Origin of the sequence: Vreelandella aquamarina (assembly GCF_900110265.1) — a bacterium.
Taxonomy (GTDB): Bacteria; Pseudomonadota; Gammaproteobacteria; order Pseudomonadales; family Halomonadaceae; genus Vreelandella; species Vreelandella aquamarina.
In genome coordinates, this window is the sequence record NZ_FODB01000001.1 from 106,649 (window position 1) to 127,570 (window position 20,922).

The window sequence follows — 20,922 nt, forward strand, 5'->3', positions numbered from 1 at the left end:
GCACGCCGTAATTACGATTGCGCCGCTATAAAGGCGTCGATCGCTTGCTGAAACGCATCAGGCTGGTCGGCATGCAGCCAGTGGCCAGCGTTTTTGAGGGTGACCAGCCGCGCCCGAGGCAGCACTTCACGCAGCGCTGGCAGCATATCGTCGCTCACGTAGTGGGAATTGGCACCGCGCAGTACCAGCGTCGCGCCTTCAAACGGGGAATCACCATCGGGCTCACCGATAATGGCCTCGTAGCCGCGTTGGATTTCATCCAGACCAACCCGCACGCCCATCACGCCATTCTCGTCACGCACCAAGTTAGTCGCCAAGAATAGCCGTGTGGGGCGAGAATCGACGTGTTCTGCCAGCAAAGCGTCTGCTTCGCGGCGATTGGTTGGCTTGCCTTTTCGTACTTGCTCCAGGGCAGCAAACACATCGTCATGGCCGTGCTGATAGGCCACCGGGGCAATATCAGCCACCATGAGCGATAGGCAACGCTGCGGCGCTTGGCGCGCCAGCGTAATGGCTACCTTGCCGCCCATGGAGTGGCCTAAAATATGCGCTTGCTCAATACCCAGCTTATCTAACGCTGCCAGCACATCCTGGCTCATGGCGCTATAGCTCATGCCTTCTGCGTGCGGGGAGCGTCCGTGATTACGCAGGTCCACCGCCACTACCCGGCGCTTGCGCTGCCATACTTTCAAATGCGAGCGCCAATTATCGGCACTGCCGAGCAAGCCATGAATCACGACCAGCGGCTGTCTATCCGTGTCGGCGTCAGCAGGCAGGTCAATCGCGTAAAGATCCACGGGGACATTGTCGGTCATGCTATTTCCTTATCGGTTAAGCGGTTCGCGGCGCAGCATCGTCCTGCCCTGTCCATACCACCAAACGACGCGTTAGCCATGCGAGCAGCAGGCCATAGAGGGGCAGGAAGAACAGCAGGCTAATGCCCAGCTTAATGGCGTAGTCAACGGCAGCAATTTCTACCCAGTGCTGAGCCATAAAGGGGTCAGGACTGTTATAGAAGGCGGTGGCAAAGAAGGCAAACGTATCGGCAAGATTGCCCAGAATGGTCGAGCACACAGGTGCGACCCACCACGCCCACTGGCGCAGGCGGTCAAACACCTGCACATCGAGCAGTTGCCCCAATACGTAAGCAAGGAAGCTGGCAACTGCAATGCGGGCAACAAACAGGTTCCACTCGCCGAGTGCCTCAATGCCGGCAAAGCTGCCGCGTGGGAAGATCACTGACACCACGTAAGACACCAACAGCGCCGGAAACATCACGCGTAGGATAATCGTGCGGGCTGGCCCTTTACCAAATAGGCGCACCGTTAAGTCGGTGGCTAGAAAGATAAACGGAAAGCTGAACGCGCCCCAGGTGGTATGAAACCCAAACAGCGTAAACGGTAGCTGCACCAGATAGTTACTGGCAGCAATGATGGCGATATGGAAGGCGACCATTACCATGAGACAACGGCGATGCTGAGCGTCGGTTAAAGCAAACATACAGATTGGCCTTTTTTTGGTTGATAGAGGGGTTAGGGAACCCTCGAAAAAGCGCGTTGAGCGCCACTGGGGCGCGCATTATACGCGTTCCTCACGGTAATAAAAAAAAGCATAAAATTGAACGCACAAAGCCGCCCATGGGGTTGGGCGGCTTTGTGCGTGGTTTGAGCGTGGCAGAGAAGATGCTTAGCTATCGGTGGAGGTTGCTTGATCGGCAGCACCCACCTTGCGTTCACGCATCGCTGCATGCACATCTTCCAAACTGGTGGGGTCATCAATGGTAGAGGGAATGCCGAAGGATTTTCCATCGGCGATATTGCGCAGCAGTTTGCGCAGTATCTTGCCCGAGCGGGTTTTGGGCAACCGGTTCACTATCAGCACCTGCTTAAAACAGGCGATGGGGCCGATATGTTCACGCATGCGCTCAATCAGTTCTGCTTCCAAGGTTGCTTCGTCGCCATTAAAGCCATCTTTGGGAATCACTAGCCCCACTGGTAGCTGCCCTTTTAGTTCATCATGAATACCGATTACCGCACATTCCGCCACTGCCGGATGCGCGCCCACTACTTCTTCCATCTCACCGGTAGAAAGGCGATGACCCGCTACGTTAATCACATCATCGGTGCGCCCCATGATGAACAGGTAGCCCTCCTCATCAAAGTAGCCGCCGTCGCCGGTTAGGTAATAGCCAGGGTAAGCGGCCATGTAGGCACTGTGAAAGCGCTGCGGATCACGCCATACACCCACCAAACACCCCGGCGGCATCGGCTGCTTGATGACGACGCTGCCCTGTTGCATGGCGGGCGCCTGTTCGCCGTCGCGGTCAAGAATCTGCACGTTGAAGCCGGGCACCGGGTAAGTGGCAGAGCCCGCCTTAGTGGCCGCTGCTTCAATGCCCGGCAAGTTGGCGGCAATCGGCCAGCCGGTTTCAGTTTGCCACCAGTGGTCGATGACCGGCACATCGAGCAGGTCATCCAACCAATGAAAAGTCGGTGGATCTAAGCGCTCACCAGCAACATATAAGTGCTGCAGGCTGCTGATATCGTACTTTTCCAACTGCTTGGCGTCAGGGTCCTCTTTTTTCATCGCCCGGAACGCTGTGGGAGCTGTAAAGAAGCTCTTCACTTTGTACTCTTCAATCAAGCGCCAAAATGCACCCGCGTCTGGTGTTTTCACGGGCTTACCTTCGTATACCACGGTGGTACAGCCACGCAGTAGCGGTGCGTAAACAATATACGAGTGCCCCACGACCCAACCCACATCCGAGGCGGTAAACATCACATCGCCTGGATTAAGGTCGTAAATCACTTCCATCGAATAGGCCAAGGCGACCGCATAGCCGCCAGTGTCTCGCACCACGCCTTTGGGCTTGCCAGTAGTGCCGGAGGTATAGAGCACATACAGCGGGTCGGTGGCTTTCACGGGTACGCAATCCACAAAGGGAGCATCCGCCACCAGCTCGTGCCAGTCCACATCGCTGGGTTGTAACTCTGCACGATGCGCTGCGCGCTGAAATACCACGCAAGCATCTGGCTTGAAGCTGCTCAGCGAGATAGCTTTTTCGACAATGGGCTTATAGGGCAGCACTTTATCAACTTCGACTCCACAGGAAGCAGCAATCACTACTTTCGGTTCGGCATCTTCAATGCGAGCTGCCAGCTCGTGGGGCGCAAAGCCGCCAAACACTACCGAGTGCACCGCGCCTAAACGGGCGCAGGCGTACATGGCAATCAATGCCTCAGGCACCATGGGCATATAAATAATGACACGGTCGCCTTTGGTTACCCCCAGCTTGGCAAGACCGCCAGCAAACCGCGCCACCCGGTCGCGTAGCTCAAGGTAGTTAATGGTTTGCTTGGATTGAGTAACCGGTGAGTCCCAATAAATGGCGGGTTGATCACCGCGCCCTTGCTCAACGTGGTAGTCAATGGCGGCATAGCAAATATTCAGTTCGCCATCGCCAAACCAGCGAGCGTGCTGCTGGTCGTCATAGGTAAGGATGGTGCTAGGCGGCGTGTACCAAGGCAGCTTTTTGGCCTGCTCGGCCCAGAAAGTCTCAGGATGCTCAATAGAGTGCTGGTAGGTGCGCTGATAGAGGCTCATGGTGACCTTGTGATTATTGTGTCGGTTGATAAGCATCTTCGAAGCAAAGATGAATTGTTGACACTTTATAAAGTAACCATCAATTTCACCCTCATACTATGGGATAAAACGCGACCAAAGCCGTAGCCAAACGCAGACATTGTCGACAAAAAAGCCCTCACTACCATTGATAGAGCGTTAAACCCATATTTGGACAAAAACCGCTAAATTACTGATCATTAAACAACCCAATCCTCGCGACGCGACGATGGCTACATAATCTATAACAACGCTGTCACTACAGTGTAGGCAAGGAGATCCTCATGTCTGCTTCTACTAGCGCCGCTGCACGTCTTCTGGAACATAACTGTCATGCCATTGAGGCAGGCGCTAACCTGCTCAAAGCGTTGGCGAATGAAAAACGCCTACAGATCCTGTGTTTGTTGGCAGAAAAAGAGCTGTCGGTAACGCAAATTAATCAGCAGCTTTCATTGAGCCAGTCGGCGCTTTCTCAGCACTTGGCGATTTTGCGTCGCGACCAGTTGGTCAATACGCGGCGGGAGTCTCAAACCATCTATTATTCACTCAGCAGCGAAAGCGCCAAGGCAATTATTAACACCCTGGCGCAACACTATGCTGCCTAGTATTGGGCACTCAGTCTTGGCTACTTAGCACTCGCTGTTCAAGCGAATCTAACGACGTTGCCAGCCCGCCGCGTCGATCACGCCCAGAGCCTTCACCATGGCATGCTCCACGCCCGCCGATATCGCTAGCCCGACTTTGCGGCTAATGGTTTTCGGCGGCTCTAGCTTCACACGATACACCTGGGCTTGGGCGATACGCTCTACTAAATAGGCCTCGCTGGTTCCCACGCTATCCACCAGCTTCTGCTCTAACGCTTCACTGCCGTACCAAATCTCTCCGGTGGCAAGTTTTTCAATATCCATGTCGGGCCGGTGCTTAGCCACGTAAGTTTTAAATAGGTGGTGGGTGTTTTCTAGGTCATCGATAAATTTCTCACGCCCTTCTTGGGTGTTTTCCCCAAGTACGGTCAACGTGCGCTTATATTTACCGGCAGTAAGTAGCTCAACATCGATATCGTTGCGTTTGAGAAGGCGATGAATATTGGGCACCTGGGCGACCACGCCAATAGAGCCAATCACCGCAAACGGGGCGGCTTTAATGTGGCTGGCGGTACAGGCCATCATGTATCCACCGCTGGCGGCCACTTTGTCGATGCATACCGTGGTGGTGAGCCCCGCCTCTCGCAGCCGGTCCAATTGAGCAGCGGCTAAGCCATAGGCGTGTACCAGACCACCTGCTGATTCCAAACGCACAATGACTTCATTATCAGTGCTGGCCACCTCAATCACCGCCGATACCTCTTGGGCGAATTGCTCGGCTTGCGAGGCTTTAATATCGCCATGGAAATCCAGCACCCATACTTTTTGTTGGGCGTTTTGGGCCTCGCTCTTGTCTTTCTTGGCCGCCTTTTGCCGAGCTTTCTCTTCGTGGCGAAACGCTTTAACCAGTTTTTTACGCGCCCCCTGGGCAGTTGTGGTGACACGTAACCGCCGGTTACGCGCTCGGCGCTGATCATTCAGAGATTCAACATGCAGTTTTAGGCCATGTTCGTTGCTCTCTTTACCACGCGGCACCAGTAAAACCAGCAGGCCAGCCGCCAACATTACCAGGGTTGTTTGCAGTAAGAATGTGCCCATTTCTGCGAGCCATTCAGCCATTGTCACTCTCCTATTACGGTGTTTAAACGTTTAAAACAATTACCTTTTTTTACTATCTGGCACGCATACTCTACATACGTTGCACACGAGGCTTGATTAAAACAAATGTTTGAAATAGTCTCGTCTTAGGCATTACCTGATGTTTCCCATTAACGCTTAGGAACTTACCTATGTCATCCACTACGCTTGAAAAGTTGCAGTCCCGCTTTAACCCAGAGGCTGCAAAAGGTATGAACGAGGTTTTCCAGTTTCATTTTTCTGACGCCGGTAGCCACTATCTGGATATTCAGGACGGCACACTCGGGGTACACGAAGGCGAACACGATGATCCGTCGGTCAGTCTAAGCATGAGCACCGACACACTAAAAGGGATTATGAACGGTGACATTAACGGCATGACAGCCTTTATGACCGGCAAGCTGAAAGCCACCGGTAACGTGATGCTGGCAACCAAGCTTACTAGCCTGTTTCCCAGCCAGTAAGCCCAGCATTAGCGCCACTTGGCCAAGTGAGTTTCGATCAAGTCTCGCGAAATAGAGTAAGGCGGCGGCAGCGACGGTAACTGCCGCGGCGAAAACCACGCGGCGTCGCTAATTTCCACGCCATCAATTCTGATGCGCCGCGTGGTGGCTTCGGCAAAAAAGCCAAACATCAGCGAATGCGGAAAAGGCCACGCCTGACTGTGGTGGTAACGCAACTGGTCGACGTGCACTCCTACTTCTTCAAATATCTCGCGATGCACGGCCTCCTCCGCTGACTCTCCAGGCTCAATAAATCCAGCCAACGTAGAGTAACGCCCGGGTGGAAAACGCGGACTACGGGCAAGCAGCATTGCTTCACCACTGGTTACCAGGGTGATGATACAGGGCGAAATACGCGGGTAGTTGCGATGTCCGCAGGCATAACAGTGCATCGCAAACTCTGCTTCAAGCTTGGTGGCCTTTTCACCACAGCGGCCACAAAACCGGTGGTTCTCTAGCCAAGCACCGACCTGTAATGCAGTCGAGAGCAGACCAAACCAGGAGGCAGGCAGTTCCCCTAGCCACTGGCGTCCGTCAATCCAGTCATCGCCCGGCTTATTCTCCACCAGCAGCGCCACGGGCTCATCGTGCCAGTAGCACAGCGGCTGCATGTGTTCGTTCCAGGGCTGAAACGGCTGGAGCGGGCTTAGCTCTCCGGTTAATGGCGCTGGCGCAATATGGCTACGAGAAACGCGGATCACCCGCCCTTCTCTAGCATGATGGGGAATCTCACGTTTAAGCATCGGCAGCTGTACCGTCTAACGATTCTTGAAACCAGCGCAACTGGTGCGCTTCGCACTTAGCTTGATGGGCAGCACGCTCTTCATCGCTTGGGCGCACTACCCGTAACTGGCCGGGTGTTAACGACAGTCGCTGCACCGACAGTCCTTCATTAGCCTGGTTTTGCTGATTTTTTTCGCCACCGCTGTCGGCATCTAGCGTAAGCGCCGTTTGTCCCCCCGTCATTGCTAGGTAGACATCAGCCAGGATTTCGGCGTCTAACAGTGCTCCGTGAAGTACCCGGTGACCATTATCAATATCGTACCGCTTACACAGCGCATCCAGGCTATTACGCTGGCCTGGGTGCATCTCCCGTGCCATGACTAGCGTATCCAGAATACGGCAGTGATCTCGCACCGGGCCTAACGCGGGTGCCTGGCGGCGCTTATTGAGCATGCCTAGCTCATGGTCAATAAAGCCGACATCAAAAGGCGCGTTATGGATAACCAGCTCGGCCCCTTCAATAAACGCCCAGAAATCATCTGCGATCTCGGCAAAGACCGGTTCATTAGCCACTTTGGCATCGTCAATGCCATGTACCGCGACCACTTCCGCGTCGATGTGGCGCTCTGGGTTGATGTATTGGTGATAGGTGCGCCCGGTAAACCGTCGATTGATCATCTCTACGGCACCGATCTCTACCAGCCGGTGACCATCTTTGGGGTCAATGCCGGTGGTTTCCGTATCTAGGATGACTTGGCGCATGCCGCTCTCCTCTGATGTTCATCGATGGCTTCGTTAGCCAATTCATCTGCGCGCTCATTACCGGGATGGCCGTTGTGCCCTTTTACCCAGTGCCACTCAACCTGGTGGCGCTGGGTTTCTTCGTGAAGGGTCTTCCACAGCTCAGCATTTTTGACGGGCTGTTTGGCCGCCGTTTTCCAACCGCGTTTAATCCAGTTATGAATCCACTGGGTAATGCCCTGGCGTACATATTGCGAATCGGTCCATAGCGCGACACAACATGGCTTGTTCAAGGTGCGCAGCGCCATGATCGCCGCCATTAACTCCATGCGATTGTTGGTTGTCTCGGCTTCATAGCCTTTCAACGTTTTTTGATGGGGGCCGCTTTCTAACACTACCCCCCAGCCACCTGGGCCAGGATTGCCTCGACACGCCCCGTCGGTATATACCGTAACCTGAGGCAGCCCCTCGGCTTCTTGCTTACTCACGCTCGCTGTCCTTTTTTTGACGACATTGCTCTGATAACTGGTAGCGCGCCGAAGCGCCGGTTCGAGTCGCACCTAGGGTTGATGATGACACAGGCGCACGTAAGCCAAATTTAACGCGTTGAATGGGGGCGTGACGTTGACGCCGCTGCGCCTGGATCATGTAGCCTTCACCAAGAGGGAGGTTGTGCCTTCTCCCCCAAGCTTCCCAAGGTTCGCCACACTTAGCGTTCACTAGGCCACGAAAACAGTAATAGTCTACGCGCTCCACCTCAAAGTCGACAAACGCCAGCCAATCGCGCAGCCGGTTAGCGCTTCGCCATCGCCCGTTCCATGGAAACTGAGCCTGTTTCTTACGCCAGCGCTGTGTAATCCCACTAACGCTGATAGGATTAAAGCCAAACAGCACCAAAACGCCGTTATCTGCCGTCACCCGCGCAGCCTCCTGAAGGGTATAGTGGGCATCAGGGACATGCTCTAGCCAGTGGTGTAACACCATGGTGTCGATGCAGCGGTCTGGCAGTGCCAGCTGGCCTGGCGGGCACACTAGGCTTGATGAAGATACAGCAAGGGCGCGAGTGGGTGCCCAGCGAATCATGTGAGGAATGGCTGACATCGTCATTAACGCAGGTCCCATGCTCATCTCTAAGCTATGCCCGCCTTTGCGCCCCTCTACCAGCGGCCCTAAACAAGCTCGTTGAGTTTCCCACAAAGCTCGGCCCGCCTCTGTTTGCCAGTACGCCTGGCTCTGAGCCATCCGCTGAGCGAGCATCGGTGCCATCGACGAATTTGACATGAACAGCGCTTCCCTCCAAAGTAACTGACTTTTAGCGACGTTGGCGCCAGTACACTCGCGCCCAGTTAAATATTGAATTTTAGTGTCCACTTATCCAGTTACGGTCACTACTATTACTTTATTTCACCGATTACTTATTTTGAATTTCAAAGGATCTCGCCCATGATGAGCGTGACACCGATTCCTGCCCTAAGCGATAACTATATTTGGCTATTAAGACAGGATACCAGTCAAAGTGTTTGCGTGGTGGACCCCGGTGAAGCCGCGCCTGTCATCGAGTTCCTCGAGCGTGAATCGCTCACTCTGGATACCATTCTGATTACTCATCATCATCAGGACCACACTGGCGGACTAGATGCGCTAGCCAAGCGCTATTCACCCCGTGTGATTGGTCCTGACAACCCCAGCATCAAAGGAATTGATGAGCGAGTGGGCGAAGGGGACCAAGTACGCATTATGGGGCGCCTGTTTGAAGTTATGGCCACTCCTGGCCATACGCTTGATCACATTAGCTACTTTACGCCGGGTATTCCTGGCCTGCTTTTCTGCGGCGACACGCTATTTTGCGCCGGTTGCGGACGCTTGTTTGAAGGCACCCCAGAGCAGATGTTTACTTCATTGAACCGCTTTGCGGAACTACCTGAAGATACCCTGGTCTTTGCAGCACATGAATACACGCAGGCGAACCTGACGTTTGCACGTGCTGCCGACCCTGATAATGATGCTGTTACGCATGCACTGCAGGAGTGTGAGAAGGCACGGATGTTAGACCGGCCTACTTTACCCAGCACGATAGGACGCGAGCTGAAAATCAACCCCTACCTGCGCGTGGGCACCGATAGCGTGCGCCAAGCGGCAGGCTCTCAGGGGGCAAACGATGATGACCTCGCCACGTTCACCACTCTACGGGAGTGGAAGAACCGTTTTTAAGAACGCTATCGAATAGAAACGAACCAAACTATGACCTATCGAACGATTCGCCAGCGCTTACTGTTAAGCGCTGGCAGTACCGTAATAATGGGCCTTTTTCTGGCCGCAGCGGCAAACTCTCAAGCCTCTGCCACTGACACAAACCGCACCTATACCACTGCTAATGACGCATCGATGGACGACGGCAACCAGAAAAATGCCAATCGTTTTCAGCCTACTGCGTTGCATCACCACTTCTGGGAAGCCCTTGTTCTTGAACCCCAGGATGCCTGGAGTTCACTACGCTCAAGCTTCCAATGGCAGGAAAAAAAATTGCCTGCCGATGCTCAGGCTAGAGTCGATGAGTGGATTGAGTACTACCGCTCCAGCCCGCATAACATCGCGGCTATTACCGAGCGCGCCACCCCTTGGCTTGCCTGGATTGCGCAGCAGGTCAGCGACCGCGGTCTGCCCGGCGAAATTGCCCTGATTCCTTTCGTTGAAAGCTCGTTCGACCCCAGTGCGCGCAGTCACTTAGGTGCTGCTGGCCTGTGGCAGTTTATGCCAGGCACCGGCGATGCCTTAGGGCTGGTGCGTAACGGCAACTATGATGGCCGTTTGGATGTTGTGACTTCGACAGAAGCCGCGCTAGATTATCTAGAGATGCAGGCAGATCAGTGGTACGAAGGCGACCTGATGCTATCACTGGCGGCTTACAATGCTGGCGCTGGCACCGTGAACCGGGCTCAGCGCCAAGCACAGAGCCAAGGGTTGGATGGCAAATACTGGGATCTTTCCCTCCCCCACGAAACCATGCAGTACGTACCTAAGCTCAAGGCAATTGCGACGATTATTAATGATCCCGAGAAGTACGGTGTCAGCCTGCCGGATATCCATCCAGACCCCGCGTTTGCGAAAGTTCAACTGGAACAGCCGGTGAGCTTAGCCCAAGCCTCCCAGCTATTAGATGTCAGCCAATCCGCGCTGGCCGAGCTAAATCCTGGCCTGCTGAATGGCAGCCTCGACCCACGCAGTGCACAGACGCTTCTAGTGCCTGAAGAAGTTGATACTCAGGTATTAGCTCAGCTTTCGCAGTCAGACGATACTGCGCTGGCCTCAGCCAGCACGCCTTCCGTGCATCGCGTTGAAAGAGGCGATAATCTTTCTGCTATCGCCGCGCAGTATAATCTTGATCAGCAAGACTTAATCAGGTGGAATGCTATAGATCGCCCGGAAGCACTGCAGCCAGGACAGCTGCTGTCGCTCTCTGGTCGTTAACACTCTCTGGCTACTAACGCATCAGATCAATAGTTTAGAATTAAGGCTTTGCAAGGTGTTCACCTAGGTTTTGTTACTACAGGAAGTTGCCAATGCCACGTGGTGTGATGTTCACTAAAACGCTTTTGCTAATAAGCGGCTTGCTGCTGAGTTTGTCGCTATCTGCTTCAGATGAGACCGTTGACACCACCACTACTGCTGTTGAAACGGTGCATGGGCTATCGCTTTACGATAGCCCGGAATTGCCGGAAGATTTCGCCTACTTTCCCCACGTTAATCCGCAAGCTCCCAAAGGCGGCTCCATTACACACACCGCCGTAGGCGGTAGCTTCGATTCCACCAATCCTTTTATTATTCGCGGAACGCCCGCCACCGGCATTTCTCAAATTTATGACACGCTGATGGCCAGCAACCCCAATGAGCCGTTTAGCCTTTATGGCTTACTAGCGAAAGGCGTGCGCCTAGATCCTGAGCGCCGCTGGATTGAATTCGACCTGCGTGAAGAAGCCCGCTTTCAGGATGGTGAACCGGTCACCGCTTACGATGTGGTGTTCTCATTTGATTTGCTACGTGAACAGGGTAACCCTTTCTATGCCAGCTATTACGCAGGTGTAGAGCAAGTCATCGCCCTCAACGAACACCAAGTACGTTTCGAATTTAACGATACCGAGTCACGAGAACTGCCGCTGATTGTGGCACAGCTACCCATTCTGCCCCGCCACTACTGGGAGCCCCGCGACTTTAGCGCGCCCACTCTTGCTGCACATCCTGGCTCTGGCCCTTACCGAATTAGCGAGGTAGACCCTGGACGCCGCATTGTATATGAGCGCGACGACAACTATTGGGGAAAAGATCTGCCGGTCAATGTTGGGCGTTACAACATCGACCGCGTGGTATACGAATACTATCGGGACCGGGATATCGCCTGGGAAGCGTTCAAAGCCGGGTTAACAGATTTTCGTATCGATGCCCGCGCAGCCACCTGGGCCATTGGCTACAACTTTCCCGCCTACCAAGATGGCCTGATTAAGCGCATCACCGTTCCTGATGTAAACCCGTCGATGATGCAGGCGTTTGTCTTCAACCTCCGCGAAGAGAAATTTCAAGACCCACGGGTGCGTGAAGCCTTGAGCCTGACGTTCGACTTCCCCTGGTTAAACACCAATATTTTCTATAACACCTACGCTCGCACGGAGAGCTTCTTCCAAAACTCGGAAATGGAAGCCATCGGCGAACCCTCCGAGGCTGAACTGGCGTTGCTCGAACCGTTTCGTGATGAGCTGCTGGCATCTCATCAGTCAGAGCGACTTTTCACTGATCCACTCCCCATTGAGCATCCGGTGGAGCTTCGTGAACGCTTAAGGCTAGCGCTTGAGCTTCTGCGTGAAGCGGGTTACCGCGTCGATGATGGCGTACTGGTTAATGCCGAAGGCCGCCCACTCTCGCTGGAGGTACTGCTTTACGACTCAGGCTTAGAGCGCGTTGTGCAGCCCATGCTGCGGAACATGGCGCGCTTGGGTATCCAGACTTCCCTACGCATTGTCGATATCAACCAGTACCTTAACCGCGTACGGGATTATGACTACGACATAGTGATCAGCCACTTCCCGCAATCCAATAACCCCGGTAACGAACAGCGGGACTACTGGACCAGCGCCGCCGCCGAAGCGCCGCAAAGCCGTAACCGCATGGCACTGGCCCACCCCGCCGTTGATGCCCTGGTGGAAGAGATCATTCGGGCAGAAGACCGCGAGTCGCTGGATACCGCTACCCGCGCCCTTGATAGGGTGCTGCGCTGGGGCTTTTATGTGATCCCCCACTACCACTCCGGCGAGACACGCATTGCAGTATGGGATAAGTTTGGTTACCCAGAACCATTTCCCGCCTACGCCATGGATTTAGATGCCTGGTGGGTAGATAGCGAACGTGAAGCAGCGCTGCAGCGACGTAATCGTCGCCGCTAGCGTTTGTCGTTGCGGCTGACCTTCGTTTATCACAATCGCTCACAACAATAGCCTGTTTACATCATTTCGTGGAGTGCACTGTGGCACGTTATACCCTACGCCGACTGCTACTAATGATCCCGACTCTGTTCGGGATCATGCTGCTTAACTTCATGATTGTGCAAGCCGCCCCCGGTGGGCCGATTGACCAAATGCTGGCGCGTTTTGAAGGCGCTAACGCCATGGCCAGCACACGGCTAGATATGGGCGGTGCCGATGTACAGGTCAACGATGACTCCCGCGGCGCGCGCGGTATCGACCCGCGCTTTATCGAACAGTTGGAGCAGCAGTTTGGCTTTGATAAGCCTGCCCATGAACGCTTCATCGGCATGATGGCGGACTATCTCACCTTCGATTTCGGCACCAGCTTTTTTAGAGACAGGCCGGTGATTGACCTGATGATCGAGCGGCTGCCGGTGTCGATCTCCCTCGGTTTATGGACCACCCTGCTGGTCTATGTGATTTCCATTCCGTTAGGCATTCGTAAAGCCCTGCGCCACGGTTCACGCTTCGACGTATGGACATCGGGGCTGGTCATTGTCGGGTATGCGATTCCTGGTTTTCTGTTCGCCATTCTACTAATAGTACTATTTGCTGGCGGCACCTACCTGGACTGGTTCCCGCTACGCGGGCTGACCTCGCCGGATTTTGACGAGCTATCCGCTTGGGGCAAAGTGAAAGACTACTTCTGGCACATCACCCTGCCGGTTATCTCGGCGGCCATTGGCAGCTTCGCCACCCTCACCATGCTAACAAAAAATAGCTTTCTGGATGAAATCCATAAGCAGTATGTACTCACTGCCCGAGCCAAAGGCGCCGATGAGCAGCGCGTGCTGTATGGGCACGTCTTTCGCAATGCCATGCTAATTATTATCGCGGGCCTGCCCTCGGCAATGATCGGTATTTTCTTTACCGGCGCGCTGCTGATCGAGGTGATTTTCTCCCTGGATGGGCTGGGCCTGCTGGGCTTTGAAGCGGTCATGCAGCGTGACTATCCGGTAATCTTCGGTACGCTGTTTCTCTATACCGTCATCGGGCTGCTGCTCAAACTGATCTCGGACTTAACCTATGTGTGGGTTGATCCGCGTATCGATTTCGCGTCGAGGGAGTCTTAATATGCACGTTCTTACCTCACGCCTCTCGCCTATTACCTTGCGCCGACTGGCGGCGTTTAAAGCTAACCGCCGTGCACGTATCTCGCTGTGGCTCTTTGGCATCCTGTTTATCATCAGCCTGTTTGCCGAGCTGGTCGCCAACGACAAACCGATTGTGATGCAGTATGACGGCCAGTGGTACGTGCCGCTGCTGGTGGATTATCCAGAAACCGAGTTCGGAGGTTTCCTCCCTACCCGTGCCGATTACCTGGACCCGTTTATCCAGCAGCAGATCAGCGACCACGGCTGGGCGCTCTGGCCGATCATTCCGTTCTCCTATCAAACCCTGGATATGCAGATGACGCAACCCTCGCCTGCGCCGCCGGATAGCCGCCACTGGCTGGGCACCGACGACCAGGGCCGCGACGTACTGGCGCGGGTGATTTATGGGTTCAGGCTATCCGTAGCATTTGCGCTAGTGCTCACCGCTGGGTCATTGGTGATTGGCGTTTTTGCTGGCGGGGTACAGGGCTACTTCGGCGGCAAGGTGGACCTCATTGGCCAGCGAGTCACCGAGATTTGGTCAGGCCTGCCGGTGTTGTTTTTATTGATTATTTTGGCCAGCTTTGTACAGCCTGGCTTCTGGTGGCTGCTGGGTATCATGCTGCTTTTCTCCTGGCTGGGGCTTGTGGATATTGTTCGTGCCGAGTTTTTGCGGGCCCGCAACCTGGAGTACGTTCGCGCCGCCAAAGCCATGGGGCTTCCTTCACGGCTGATTATGTGGCGACACGTACTGCCTAATGCCATGGTCGCCACGCTGACGTTTATTCCCTTTCTGTTCACTGGTGCCATCGGCACGTTAACCGCACTGGACTTCCTCGGCTTTGGGTTGCCACCGGGCGCTCCATCGCTGGGCGAGCTAGCCGCTCAGGGCAAAAATAACCTGCACGCCCCTTGGTTAGGGATCACCGCCTTTATGACCCTGGCGATCATGCTTTCCCTGCTGGTATTTATTGGCGAAGGCCTACGCGACGCCTTCGACCCACGCCATGTTAAACAGCGCCCTATCTCTGTCCAGGAAAATTCTGCTCAGGAAACGCCCCATGTCTGAACCCACTACCAAACCGTTACTGCGTCTTAAAGAGTTAACGGTATCTTTTGATGGCAATGTGGTCGTGGACGCTCTTTCGCTAACGGTTAACGCTGGCGAAACACTGGCCATTGTCGGGGAGTCCGGCTCGGGTAAGTCGGTTTCCGCACTAGGGGCCATCGACCTACTGCCAAGCAATGCGGAAGTGCGCGGTCAGCGCTGGCTGGAAGAGACCGACCTGACGCGGCTAAACAAGCGCGACTGGAACGGCATTCGTGGCAATCGTGTTGGGTTCATTTTTCAGGAGCCGATGACCTCGCTTAACCCGCTGCACCGCATTGGCAAACAGATTAGCGAAACGCTGCGGCTACACCAAGGCTTGAGCGGCCAAGCAGCCCGCCGCCGGGCAAAAACACTGCTTGAACAAGTCAAACTACCCCGTCCTGAAGAGCTACTGGATGCCTGGCCCCACCAACTCTCCGGCGGGCAGCGCCAGCGGGTGATGATTGCCATGGCCATTGCCAACAACCCAGCCCTACTGATTGCCGATGAGCCCACCACCGCACTTGATGTCACCGTGCAGCAGGAGATTCTCGCGCTGCTTAAAGAGCTGCGCGACCAGCACGGCATGGGCGTACTGCTGATTAGCCATGACTTAAACCTGGTACGCCGCCACGCCGACCGCGTCTGCGTGATGTATCAGGGCAAGGTGCAGGAAACCGGCAGCGTTACCGAGGTGTTTAGCAACCCACAAAGCGATTACACCAAAGCACTGATTGCCGCCGAACCCGAAGGCCGCCCTGCAGAACCCACAAACACAACGCCTCTGCTGACAACACAGCAACTGCGGGTAAGCTTTAAGCGGCCTAAAACGGGGCTGTTTCAGCGCCAGCCTCCCGCCTTTGAGGCGTTAAAGGCCACCAACCTGACTATTGCCCCCGGTGAAACCCTGGGCATTGTTGGAGAGTCGGGGTCCGGTAAAACGACACTCGCCTCGGCGATTATGCGTTTGGTCGCCAGCCAGGGTGAGGTGCAGCTTGGCGATACACCGCTCAGCCAGCTCTCGGGGGATGCGCTCCGCCGCCAACGCCACCGGCTGCAGATGGTGTTTCAAGACCCCTACGGCGCCCTTTCACCGCGGATGCCGGTATTCGATATTGTCAGTGAAGGCTTGCGCTTTCACTATCCAAAGCTTAGCGATGCGGAAGTGGCCGAACGGGTACACCGCACCTTGTGGGAAGTCGGCTTACCGGAAAGCTGTGCGGCCCGCTACCCTCACGAGTTTTCCGGCGGACAGCGCCAACGCATTGCCGTAGCCCGAGTGATTATTTTAGAGCCGGAACTGCTGGTGCTAGATGAACCCACGTCAGCGCTTGACCGCACCGTGCAAAAGCAGCTGGTTGTGCTGCTGCGCGAACTGCAAGCCCGCCGCCAGCTTAGCTATCTGTTTATCAGCCACGACCTTGCCGTGGTACGGGCGATGGCGCATCGGGTCATGGTGCTAAAAGATGGCGAAGTGGTCGAACAAGGCAACTGCTTGGACGTACTTGCTACCCCTCAACACGCCTATACCAAAGCACTCATCGAAGCTGCGCACTTGCACTAGTGCCTGCTTAACTTTTTGTTTAAGCAATTTTCCGGATGTTCTGCAGCCTTTAGTCAAAACAAGATACCGCAATGGACATCTAGTCCATTGCGGTATCTCAACGGAAAAAGGTCGCTTAAAAGCTGGCGATCTCTTCCGGAGTAAGCTCCCGCCATTCGCCAGGAGCAAGGTCATCGGGCAGCAATACATCACCAATCGAGCGGCGATGTAGCGCGTTAACGTGGTTGCCTAAAGCGGCAAACATGCGCTTCACCTGATGGTAACGCCCTTCGGTAATGGTGAGTTCCGCTTGTTGCGAGGTGATAAAACGCAGCGTGGCGGGCTGGGTAGGCGTTTCCTCACCTTCCAGTAAGATACCCTCAGCCACCTGTTCTATCGCCTGCTGGGCGGCCTCGCCTTCCATCGGCTCAGCCAACTCCGCTATATAGACTTTGGCACAGCGGTGGCGTGGCGAGGTCACTCGGTGCGACCATTGACCATCATCGGTCAGTAACAGTAGGCCCGTGGTATCCACATCTAGCCGCCCTACTGGCTGCAGCCGCTCCACTTTAGGTAAGTCGATAATGTCGATTACCCGCGGGTAGAGACCCCGGCGAGCGGTACACTCCACATCCACCGGTTTATGCATCATCACGTAGCGAAGCCCCACTAGGGCGAGCCGTTCGCCGTTGAGCTTCACTTCGTCATTTTCAGTATCTACCTGGGTGGCCGCCTGCTTGATCGGCTCGCCGTTGAGCGTCACTTCACCGTTTTTGAGCGCCCGTTTTGCGAGGCTGCGGGTTAGTGGTGTGGTCTCACTTAAAAAACGATCAAGGCGCATTATTGCCCCACTCCTGGCAGCAACGAAAAGCGGTCGGCATCTTGCCAGGCAGGAAATTTTTCACGAAAGGCATCTAGGTCCGTTTTATCTAGCGTCCCCGTTTCAATAAACGGAGTATGGGCAGGATGGTCGATCAGCGGTTCGCCTTTAAAATCGACCAGCATGGAGTCGCCACTATAGGCCAGCCCCTTGGCATCTTCACCCACGCGGTTAACACCCACCACGTAGGCGAGGTTTTCCACCGCGCGCGCCTGTAGCAAGGTACGCCACGGATGCCGCCGAGGAGCGGGCCAATTAGCCACGCACAGGATGGCATCATACTCGAAATGCTCGCCCTCTGCTGGCTGCTGGCGCATCCATACGGGGAAACGCAGGTCGTAACACACACTAAGCTGCAGCTTAAAACCGTTGAGTTCTACGATGTGGCGCTGCTTCCCCATGCCATAGCGTTCATGCTCCCCGGCCATGCGAAACAGGTGGCGTTTGTCGTAGTAGCTCACTTCTCCCGTTGGCGTTGCCCACACCATACGGTTGTAGTACTGGCCGTCGTCAACAATGGCGACGCTGCCGGTCACCACGCAGCCCCTTGCCTTCGCCTGGGTTTGCAGCCAGGCAACGCTTTGGCTCTCTTTCATGGGCTGCGCCATTTCCCGGGAACTCATCGTGAAACCGGTGGCAAACATCTCTGGCAGTACAATCAGGTCAGTGTCGCGACTATCTAAATCACCCAGCAGTGCTTCTAAATGCGCGTGGTTGGCTTGGGGATCTTCCCAGCGTAAGTCGCACTGCACCAGGCTAGTTTTTAATTGACTCATGCCACGTCTCCTTTGCATCGGTGTCTTTATCAATTGTGTGCTAGATTAGCATTTTTACTTAATGAGGCTGCTATGCTTCCATCAGCTCCTCGGGACCCTGAAGCGGTCAAAGGCGTCATGTTTGGCTTAACCGCCTACACCATGTGGGGGTGTTTCCCGCTGTTTTTTGCCCTCTTTGACGGGGTTCCGGCCTTTGAGATCTTGATTCACCGCATTTTGTGGTCGTGCCTATTCCTGGTGGGGCTGATTAGCGTGTTGGGCCGCTGGTCACCGGTCGTGGCTGCATTGGTGCAGCCTAAGCGCTTGGGCCGAGTGTTAGCCTGCGCGCTGCTGATCGCCTTTAACTGGGGCATCTATATCTATGCGGTGGAGAGCAAACAGGTGCTGCAAGCCAGTTTAGGCTACTTTCTCACCCCGTTGGTGAATGTAGCACTGGGCATGCTAGTACTTCGGGAAGTCATGGCGAAGCTACAGCTTGTGGCGCTGGGCCTCGCCAGCCTTGCCATTGCGATTCAATTTATCATGCTGGGTGAATTACCGTGGCTTAGCTTGCTGCTTGCTCTTAGCTTCGGCAGCTATGGGCTGTTTCGTAAGCAAGTGCCACTGGATGGACTGTCAGGTCTCTTCGTGGAAACGCTGCTGCTATTCCCGCTGGCGCTAATGGCGCTTACCTGGATGAGCTGGCAGGGCGAGTCACATTTCCTCCACGATGCGCCCATGTCCGCGCTGTTAGTCGTGAGCGGAGTCTTAACTGCCCTGCCGTTGATGGCCTTTGCAGGCGCGGCGCGTCGCTTACGCTTGGCCACGCTGGGGTTCTTAATGTATATCAACCCCAGCATTCAGTTCCTAATTGCCTTGACGATTTTCGGTGAGCCCCTGGGCATGATCCAACTCGCTACGTTCTTGATGATCTGGACCGGTCTTGCGCTCTACTCCTGGTCCTCATGGCAATCACGCCCGCGTCAAGCGGCGGTTTGACGAAGCAGTCGGTAACGCTGGCTGCTCTTTATGAGCCACACTGGTTGCGGTGTTTTTTTCCGGCGGGTAGCCAACACGGAAACCGCCCCAGTGCTTGCCATTAATATAAATCGGCACTGAGAGGTCGTGCATGATCTCGCCAGTATCACGCTTGTAGGTTTGCAGTAGCAGCGGTTTCTCGTGTGCACCGCAACGGCTACCGGTGGGATCATCAAAAATACGCTTACTGCGGCAGTACTTTAGATCGTGGTCATAATCGCCGGTTGGCGCGCGGCTTACAGCAGCATTGTGGGTAGGCACGTAGCCGTTACGGTCACAAGCAATGGCGTAGCTCAAGCCATATTCGTTGAGTAACGGCTCCTGAAGGCTGGGCAACTGCTGATCCGTGAAAGAATCGAACCCGGTATGGTAAAGCGGGGGGCGAGTGCCGTTAATGGCCGCATAATCTGGTTGGAACAGCGCTCTTTCTGATAGCTCCCCTCGGGCAATGGCTTTCTCAAACAGTTTACCGATGCGGTCAGCGGTTTGGCGGGCAACCAGAAAGACGGTTTGATGCCGCCCCTGTAGACGCTGCTGCGCCAGTTCGCCGTCAACACCTTCTGCGGCATCCATGAGCGCACGCGCCTGAAGGGCCAACTCGTGCATGTTGCGGTTGCCTTCATCTACATCGTCCTCCAACTGGCTCAGGCTGTCGGCCACCGTTTGGCTATGTTCTTTAGTACTGGCCATAGCATCGGCAACGCTGGTGATCTCCTGCTGGACTTGATCAAACTCTTCGGTCATCGTGGCTAAGCTGCTGCCTACTCGTTGCATCCCCTGGGAGCGTTCGCGAACCCGCGTCATCAAATCCCCCATGGTGGCCACCACGCTCTGACCGCTCTGATGCATATCTTTGACCAGCTCATCAACGCTTTGCGTCGCCGTCGAAGTCTTCAAAGCGAGGTTACGCACTTCTCCTGCGACCACAGCAAAGCCCCTGCCATGCTCACCTGCTCGAGCGGCTTCAATGGAGGCATTCAGTGAAAGCAGATGGGTCTGTTCGGCAATGCCTTCAATCATTGAGGTGACGCTGCGCACACGCTCAATTTTATCGTTGAGTGCAGTCAGCATATCCAGCGCTTGGTTAGAGCGCTCAGCCACATCGGTCATATCATGGATGATAGCAGTTAGTTCATCGTGATTATGATGGCTAGCTTGCTGAGCATTATCGGCAAGGGCAGCCACCTGGGTAGCACTGGCACTGACCTGCATAATGGCAGCATTGATAGCGCTCATACTGGAGGATGCTTCGCTAGCCATAGTCTCCTGTTTGCCCAGCCGCTGAGCCATCAAGTCAGCGTAATGGGACACTTCCGCCGAGGCAATGGCCGTGCTACTGGCACGATTCATTAACCGGTAAGCCATAGCGCGCAGCGAGCCATAGTCTCTCAGGGGTTTTAGCCCGCGCACCGATTGCTTCAACCGGTGCTGATCAGCGCTATAAACACTATATAACCCGACAGCCATCACCCCCATACCACCCAATGAAGCGCACAACACAGCGAGGTATTTCCAAGCACCTGGTTGAGACACCAGCCCGATAGAGGCTATCAGTAGTAGCAATGGCACCAGCCAACGAAGTAGTCGCATGTGAGGCACTCTTTTTTAGTTGACGTTGTTGAGTTGGAAAACGCTGGGATGTAGGAGACCCCTCTTTCTCAGTAATCTTAACGGGTTATGCTAATGAAAGAAGTAGCACT

The 20,922-nt window shown here is 54.9% G+C and carries 20 protein-coding genes; 9 read left to right on the forward strand and 11 right to left on the reverse strand.

The window, feature by feature from the left end; translation table 11 throughout:
• Window positions 1-11 precede the first annotated feature (11 nt).
• From BMY49_RS00535 to BMY49_RS00545, 3 genes are all read right to left on the reverse strand, one after another.
• A complete protein-coding gene (locus BMY49_RS00535) occupies window positions 12-815 on the reverse strand; it encodes an alpha/beta fold hydrolase (protein WP_089674477.1) in 804 nt (267 codons plus the stop codon).
• Between the two features lie 16 nt (window positions 816-831).
• Window positions 832-1,500 (reverse strand): 7-cyano-7-deazaguanine/7-aminomethyl-7-deazaguanine transporter, encoded by a 669-nt coding sequence (locus BMY49_RS00540; RefSeq protein ID WP_044629142.1) that lies wholly within the window; start codon window positions 1,498-1,500, stop codon window positions 832-834.
• Window positions 1,501-1,686: 186 nt separating this feature from the next.
• Window positions 1,687-3,639, reverse strand: a complete 1,953-nt coding sequence (locus tag BMY49_RS00545) for a propionyl-CoA synthetase (RefSeq protein WP_089674479.1) — start codon at window positions 3,637-3,639, stop codon at window positions 1,687-1,689.
• A 266-nt stretch (window positions 3,640-3,905) separates the two neighbouring features.
• Here BMY49_RS00545 and BMY49_RS00550 point away from each other — a divergent pair, with 266 nt between their 5' ends.
• Window positions 3,906-4,226 carry an ArsR/SmtB family transcription factor gene (locus tag BMY49_RS00550; RefSeq protein ID WP_089674480.1) on the forward strand — a complete coding sequence of 107 codons (321 nt, stop codon included), beginning with the start codon at window positions 3,906-3,908 and terminating at the stop codon, window positions 4,224-4,226.
• A 48-nt stretch (window positions 4,227-4,274) separates the two neighbouring features.
• On the opposite strand, the gene sohB is transcribed toward BMY49_RS00550, so the two are convergent.
• Window positions 4,275-5,324, reverse strand: coding sequence for a protease SohB (gene sohB / locus BMY49_RS00555; protein WP_074210568.1), 1,050 nt, complete (start codon window positions 5,322-5,324; stop codon window positions 4,275-4,277).
• Between the two features lie 170 nt (window positions 5,325-5,494).
• Between sohB and BMY49_RS00560 the strand changes: the two genes are divergently transcribed.
• Entirely contained in the window at window positions 5,495-5,806 is a 312-nt protein-coding gene (locus tag BMY49_RS00560) for an SCP2 sterol-binding domain-containing protein (protein ID WP_054641124.1), read from the forward strand.
• An 8-nt stretch (window positions 5,807-5,814) separates the two neighbouring features.
• Here BMY49_RS00560 and nudC read toward each other — a convergent pair whose 3' ends face one another.
• Genes nudC through BMY49_RS00580 form a run of 4 tightly spaced genes read right to left on the reverse strand, consistent with a single transcriptional unit; the run spans window position 5,815 to window position 8,590 of the window.
• Window positions 5,815-6,588, reverse strand: a complete 774-nt coding sequence (nudC, locus tag BMY49_RS00565) for an NAD(+) diphosphatase (RefSeq protein ID WP_054645081.1) — start codon at window positions 6,586-6,588, stop codon at window positions 5,815-5,817.
• Entirely contained in the window at window positions 6,581-7,330 is a 750-nt protein-coding gene (gene dnaQ / locus BMY49_RS00570) for a DNA polymerase III subunit epsilon (protein WP_089674482.1), read from the reverse strand. Before dnaQ ends, nudC begins: the two co-directional genes overlap by 8 nt.
• The gene (gene rnhA / locus BMY49_RS00575; RefSeq protein WP_044629148.1) at window positions 7,312-7,797 is read right to left on the reverse strand and encodes a ribonuclease HI; all 486 of its coding nucleotides are present in this window, start codon (window positions 7,795-7,797) and stop codon (window positions 7,312-7,314) included. Before rnhA ends, dnaQ begins: the two co-directional genes overlap by 19 nt.
• Window positions 7,790-8,590, reverse strand: a complete 801-nt coding sequence (locus tag BMY49_RS00580) for a class I SAM-dependent methyltransferase (protein WP_044629149.1) — start codon at window positions 8,588-8,590, stop codon at window positions 7,790-7,792. Before BMY49_RS00580 ends, rnhA begins: the two co-directional genes overlap by 8 nt.
• A gap of 162 nt (window positions 8,591-8,752) precedes the next feature.
• Here BMY49_RS00580 and gloB point away from each other — a divergent pair, with 162 nt between their 5' ends.
• The 6 genes from gloB to BMY49_RS00610 all read left to right on the forward strand — a co-directional run bounded on the left by gloB (window position 8,753) and on the right by BMY49_RS00610 (window position 16,570).
• Window positions 8,753-9,520: a hydroxyacylglutathione hydrolase gene (gene gloB / locus BMY49_RS00585; protein WP_089674484.1), complete on the forward strand. Its 768-nt coding sequence runs from the start codon at window positions 8,753-8,755 to the stop codon at window positions 9,518-9,520.
• A 30-nt stretch (window positions 9,521-9,550) separates the two neighbouring features.
• Entirely contained in the window at window positions 9,551-10,777 is a 1,227-nt protein-coding gene (locus BMY49_RS00590; RefSeq protein ID WP_054641121.1) for a transglycosylase SLT domain-containing protein, read from the forward strand.
• 92 nt (window positions 10,778-10,869) lie between these two features.
• Window positions 10,870-12,741, forward strand: a complete 1,872-nt coding sequence (locus BMY49_RS00595; protein ID WP_062361158.1) for an extracellular solute-binding protein — start codon at window positions 10,870-10,872, stop codon at window positions 12,739-12,741.
• A gap of 80 nt (window positions 12,742-12,821) precedes the next feature.
• Window positions 12,822-13,895 carry a microcin C ABC transporter permease YejB gene (locus BMY49_RS00600; RefSeq protein ID WP_062361156.1) on the forward strand — a complete coding sequence of 358 codons (1,074 nt, stop codon included), beginning with the start codon at window positions 12,822-12,824 and terminating at the stop codon, window positions 13,893-13,895.
• Between the two features lies 1 nt (window position 13,896).
• Complete coding sequence (locus BMY49_RS00605; protein WP_044629154.1) at window positions 13,897-14,985, forward strand: ABC transporter permease; 1,089 nt, start codon at window positions 13,897-13,899, stop codon at window positions 14,983-14,985.
• A complete protein-coding gene (locus tag BMY49_RS00610) occupies window positions 14,978-16,570 on the forward strand; it encodes an ABC transporter ATP-binding protein (protein ID WP_062361154.1) in 1,593 nt (530 codons plus the stop codon). Before BMY49_RS00605 ends, BMY49_RS00610 begins: the two co-directional genes overlap by 8 nt.
• 115 nt (window positions 16,571-16,685) lie before the next feature.
• Here the strand turns inward: BMY49_RS00610 and BMY49_RS00615 are convergent, their stop codons facing one another.
• Both BMY49_RS00615 and BMY49_RS00620 read right to left on the reverse strand, forming a co-directional pair.
• The gene (locus BMY49_RS00615) at window positions 16,686-17,390 is read right to left on the reverse strand and encodes a pseudouridine synthase (RefSeq protein ID WP_062361152.1); all 705 of its coding nucleotides are present in this window, start codon (window positions 17,388-17,390) and stop codon (window positions 16,686-16,688) included.
• Complete coding sequence (locus tag BMY49_RS00620) at window positions 17,390-18,205, reverse strand: amidohydrolase (RefSeq protein WP_058577907.1); 816 nt, start codon at window positions 18,203-18,205, stop codon at window positions 17,390-17,392. Before BMY49_RS00620 ends, BMY49_RS00615 begins: the two co-directional genes overlap by 1 nt.
• A 72-nt stretch (window positions 18,206-18,277) precedes the next feature.
• On the opposite strand from BMY49_RS00620, the gene rarD reads away from it, so the two are divergent.
• Entirely contained in the window at window positions 18,278-19,183 is a 906-nt protein-coding gene (gene rarD / locus BMY49_RS00625; RefSeq protein ID WP_054645079.1) for an EamA family transporter RarD, read from the forward strand.
• Here the strand turns inward: rarD and BMY49_RS00630 are convergent.
• The gene (locus BMY49_RS00630) at window positions 19,157-20,812 is read right to left on the reverse strand and encodes a methyl-accepting chemotaxis protein (RefSeq protein ID WP_089674487.1); all 1,656 of its coding nucleotides are present in this window, start codon (window positions 20,810-20,812) and stop codon (window positions 19,157-19,159) included. The two genes, rarD and BMY49_RS00630, sit on opposite strands and share 27 nt — an antisense overlap.
• Between the last annotated feature and the right edge of the window lie 110 nt (window positions 20,813-20,922).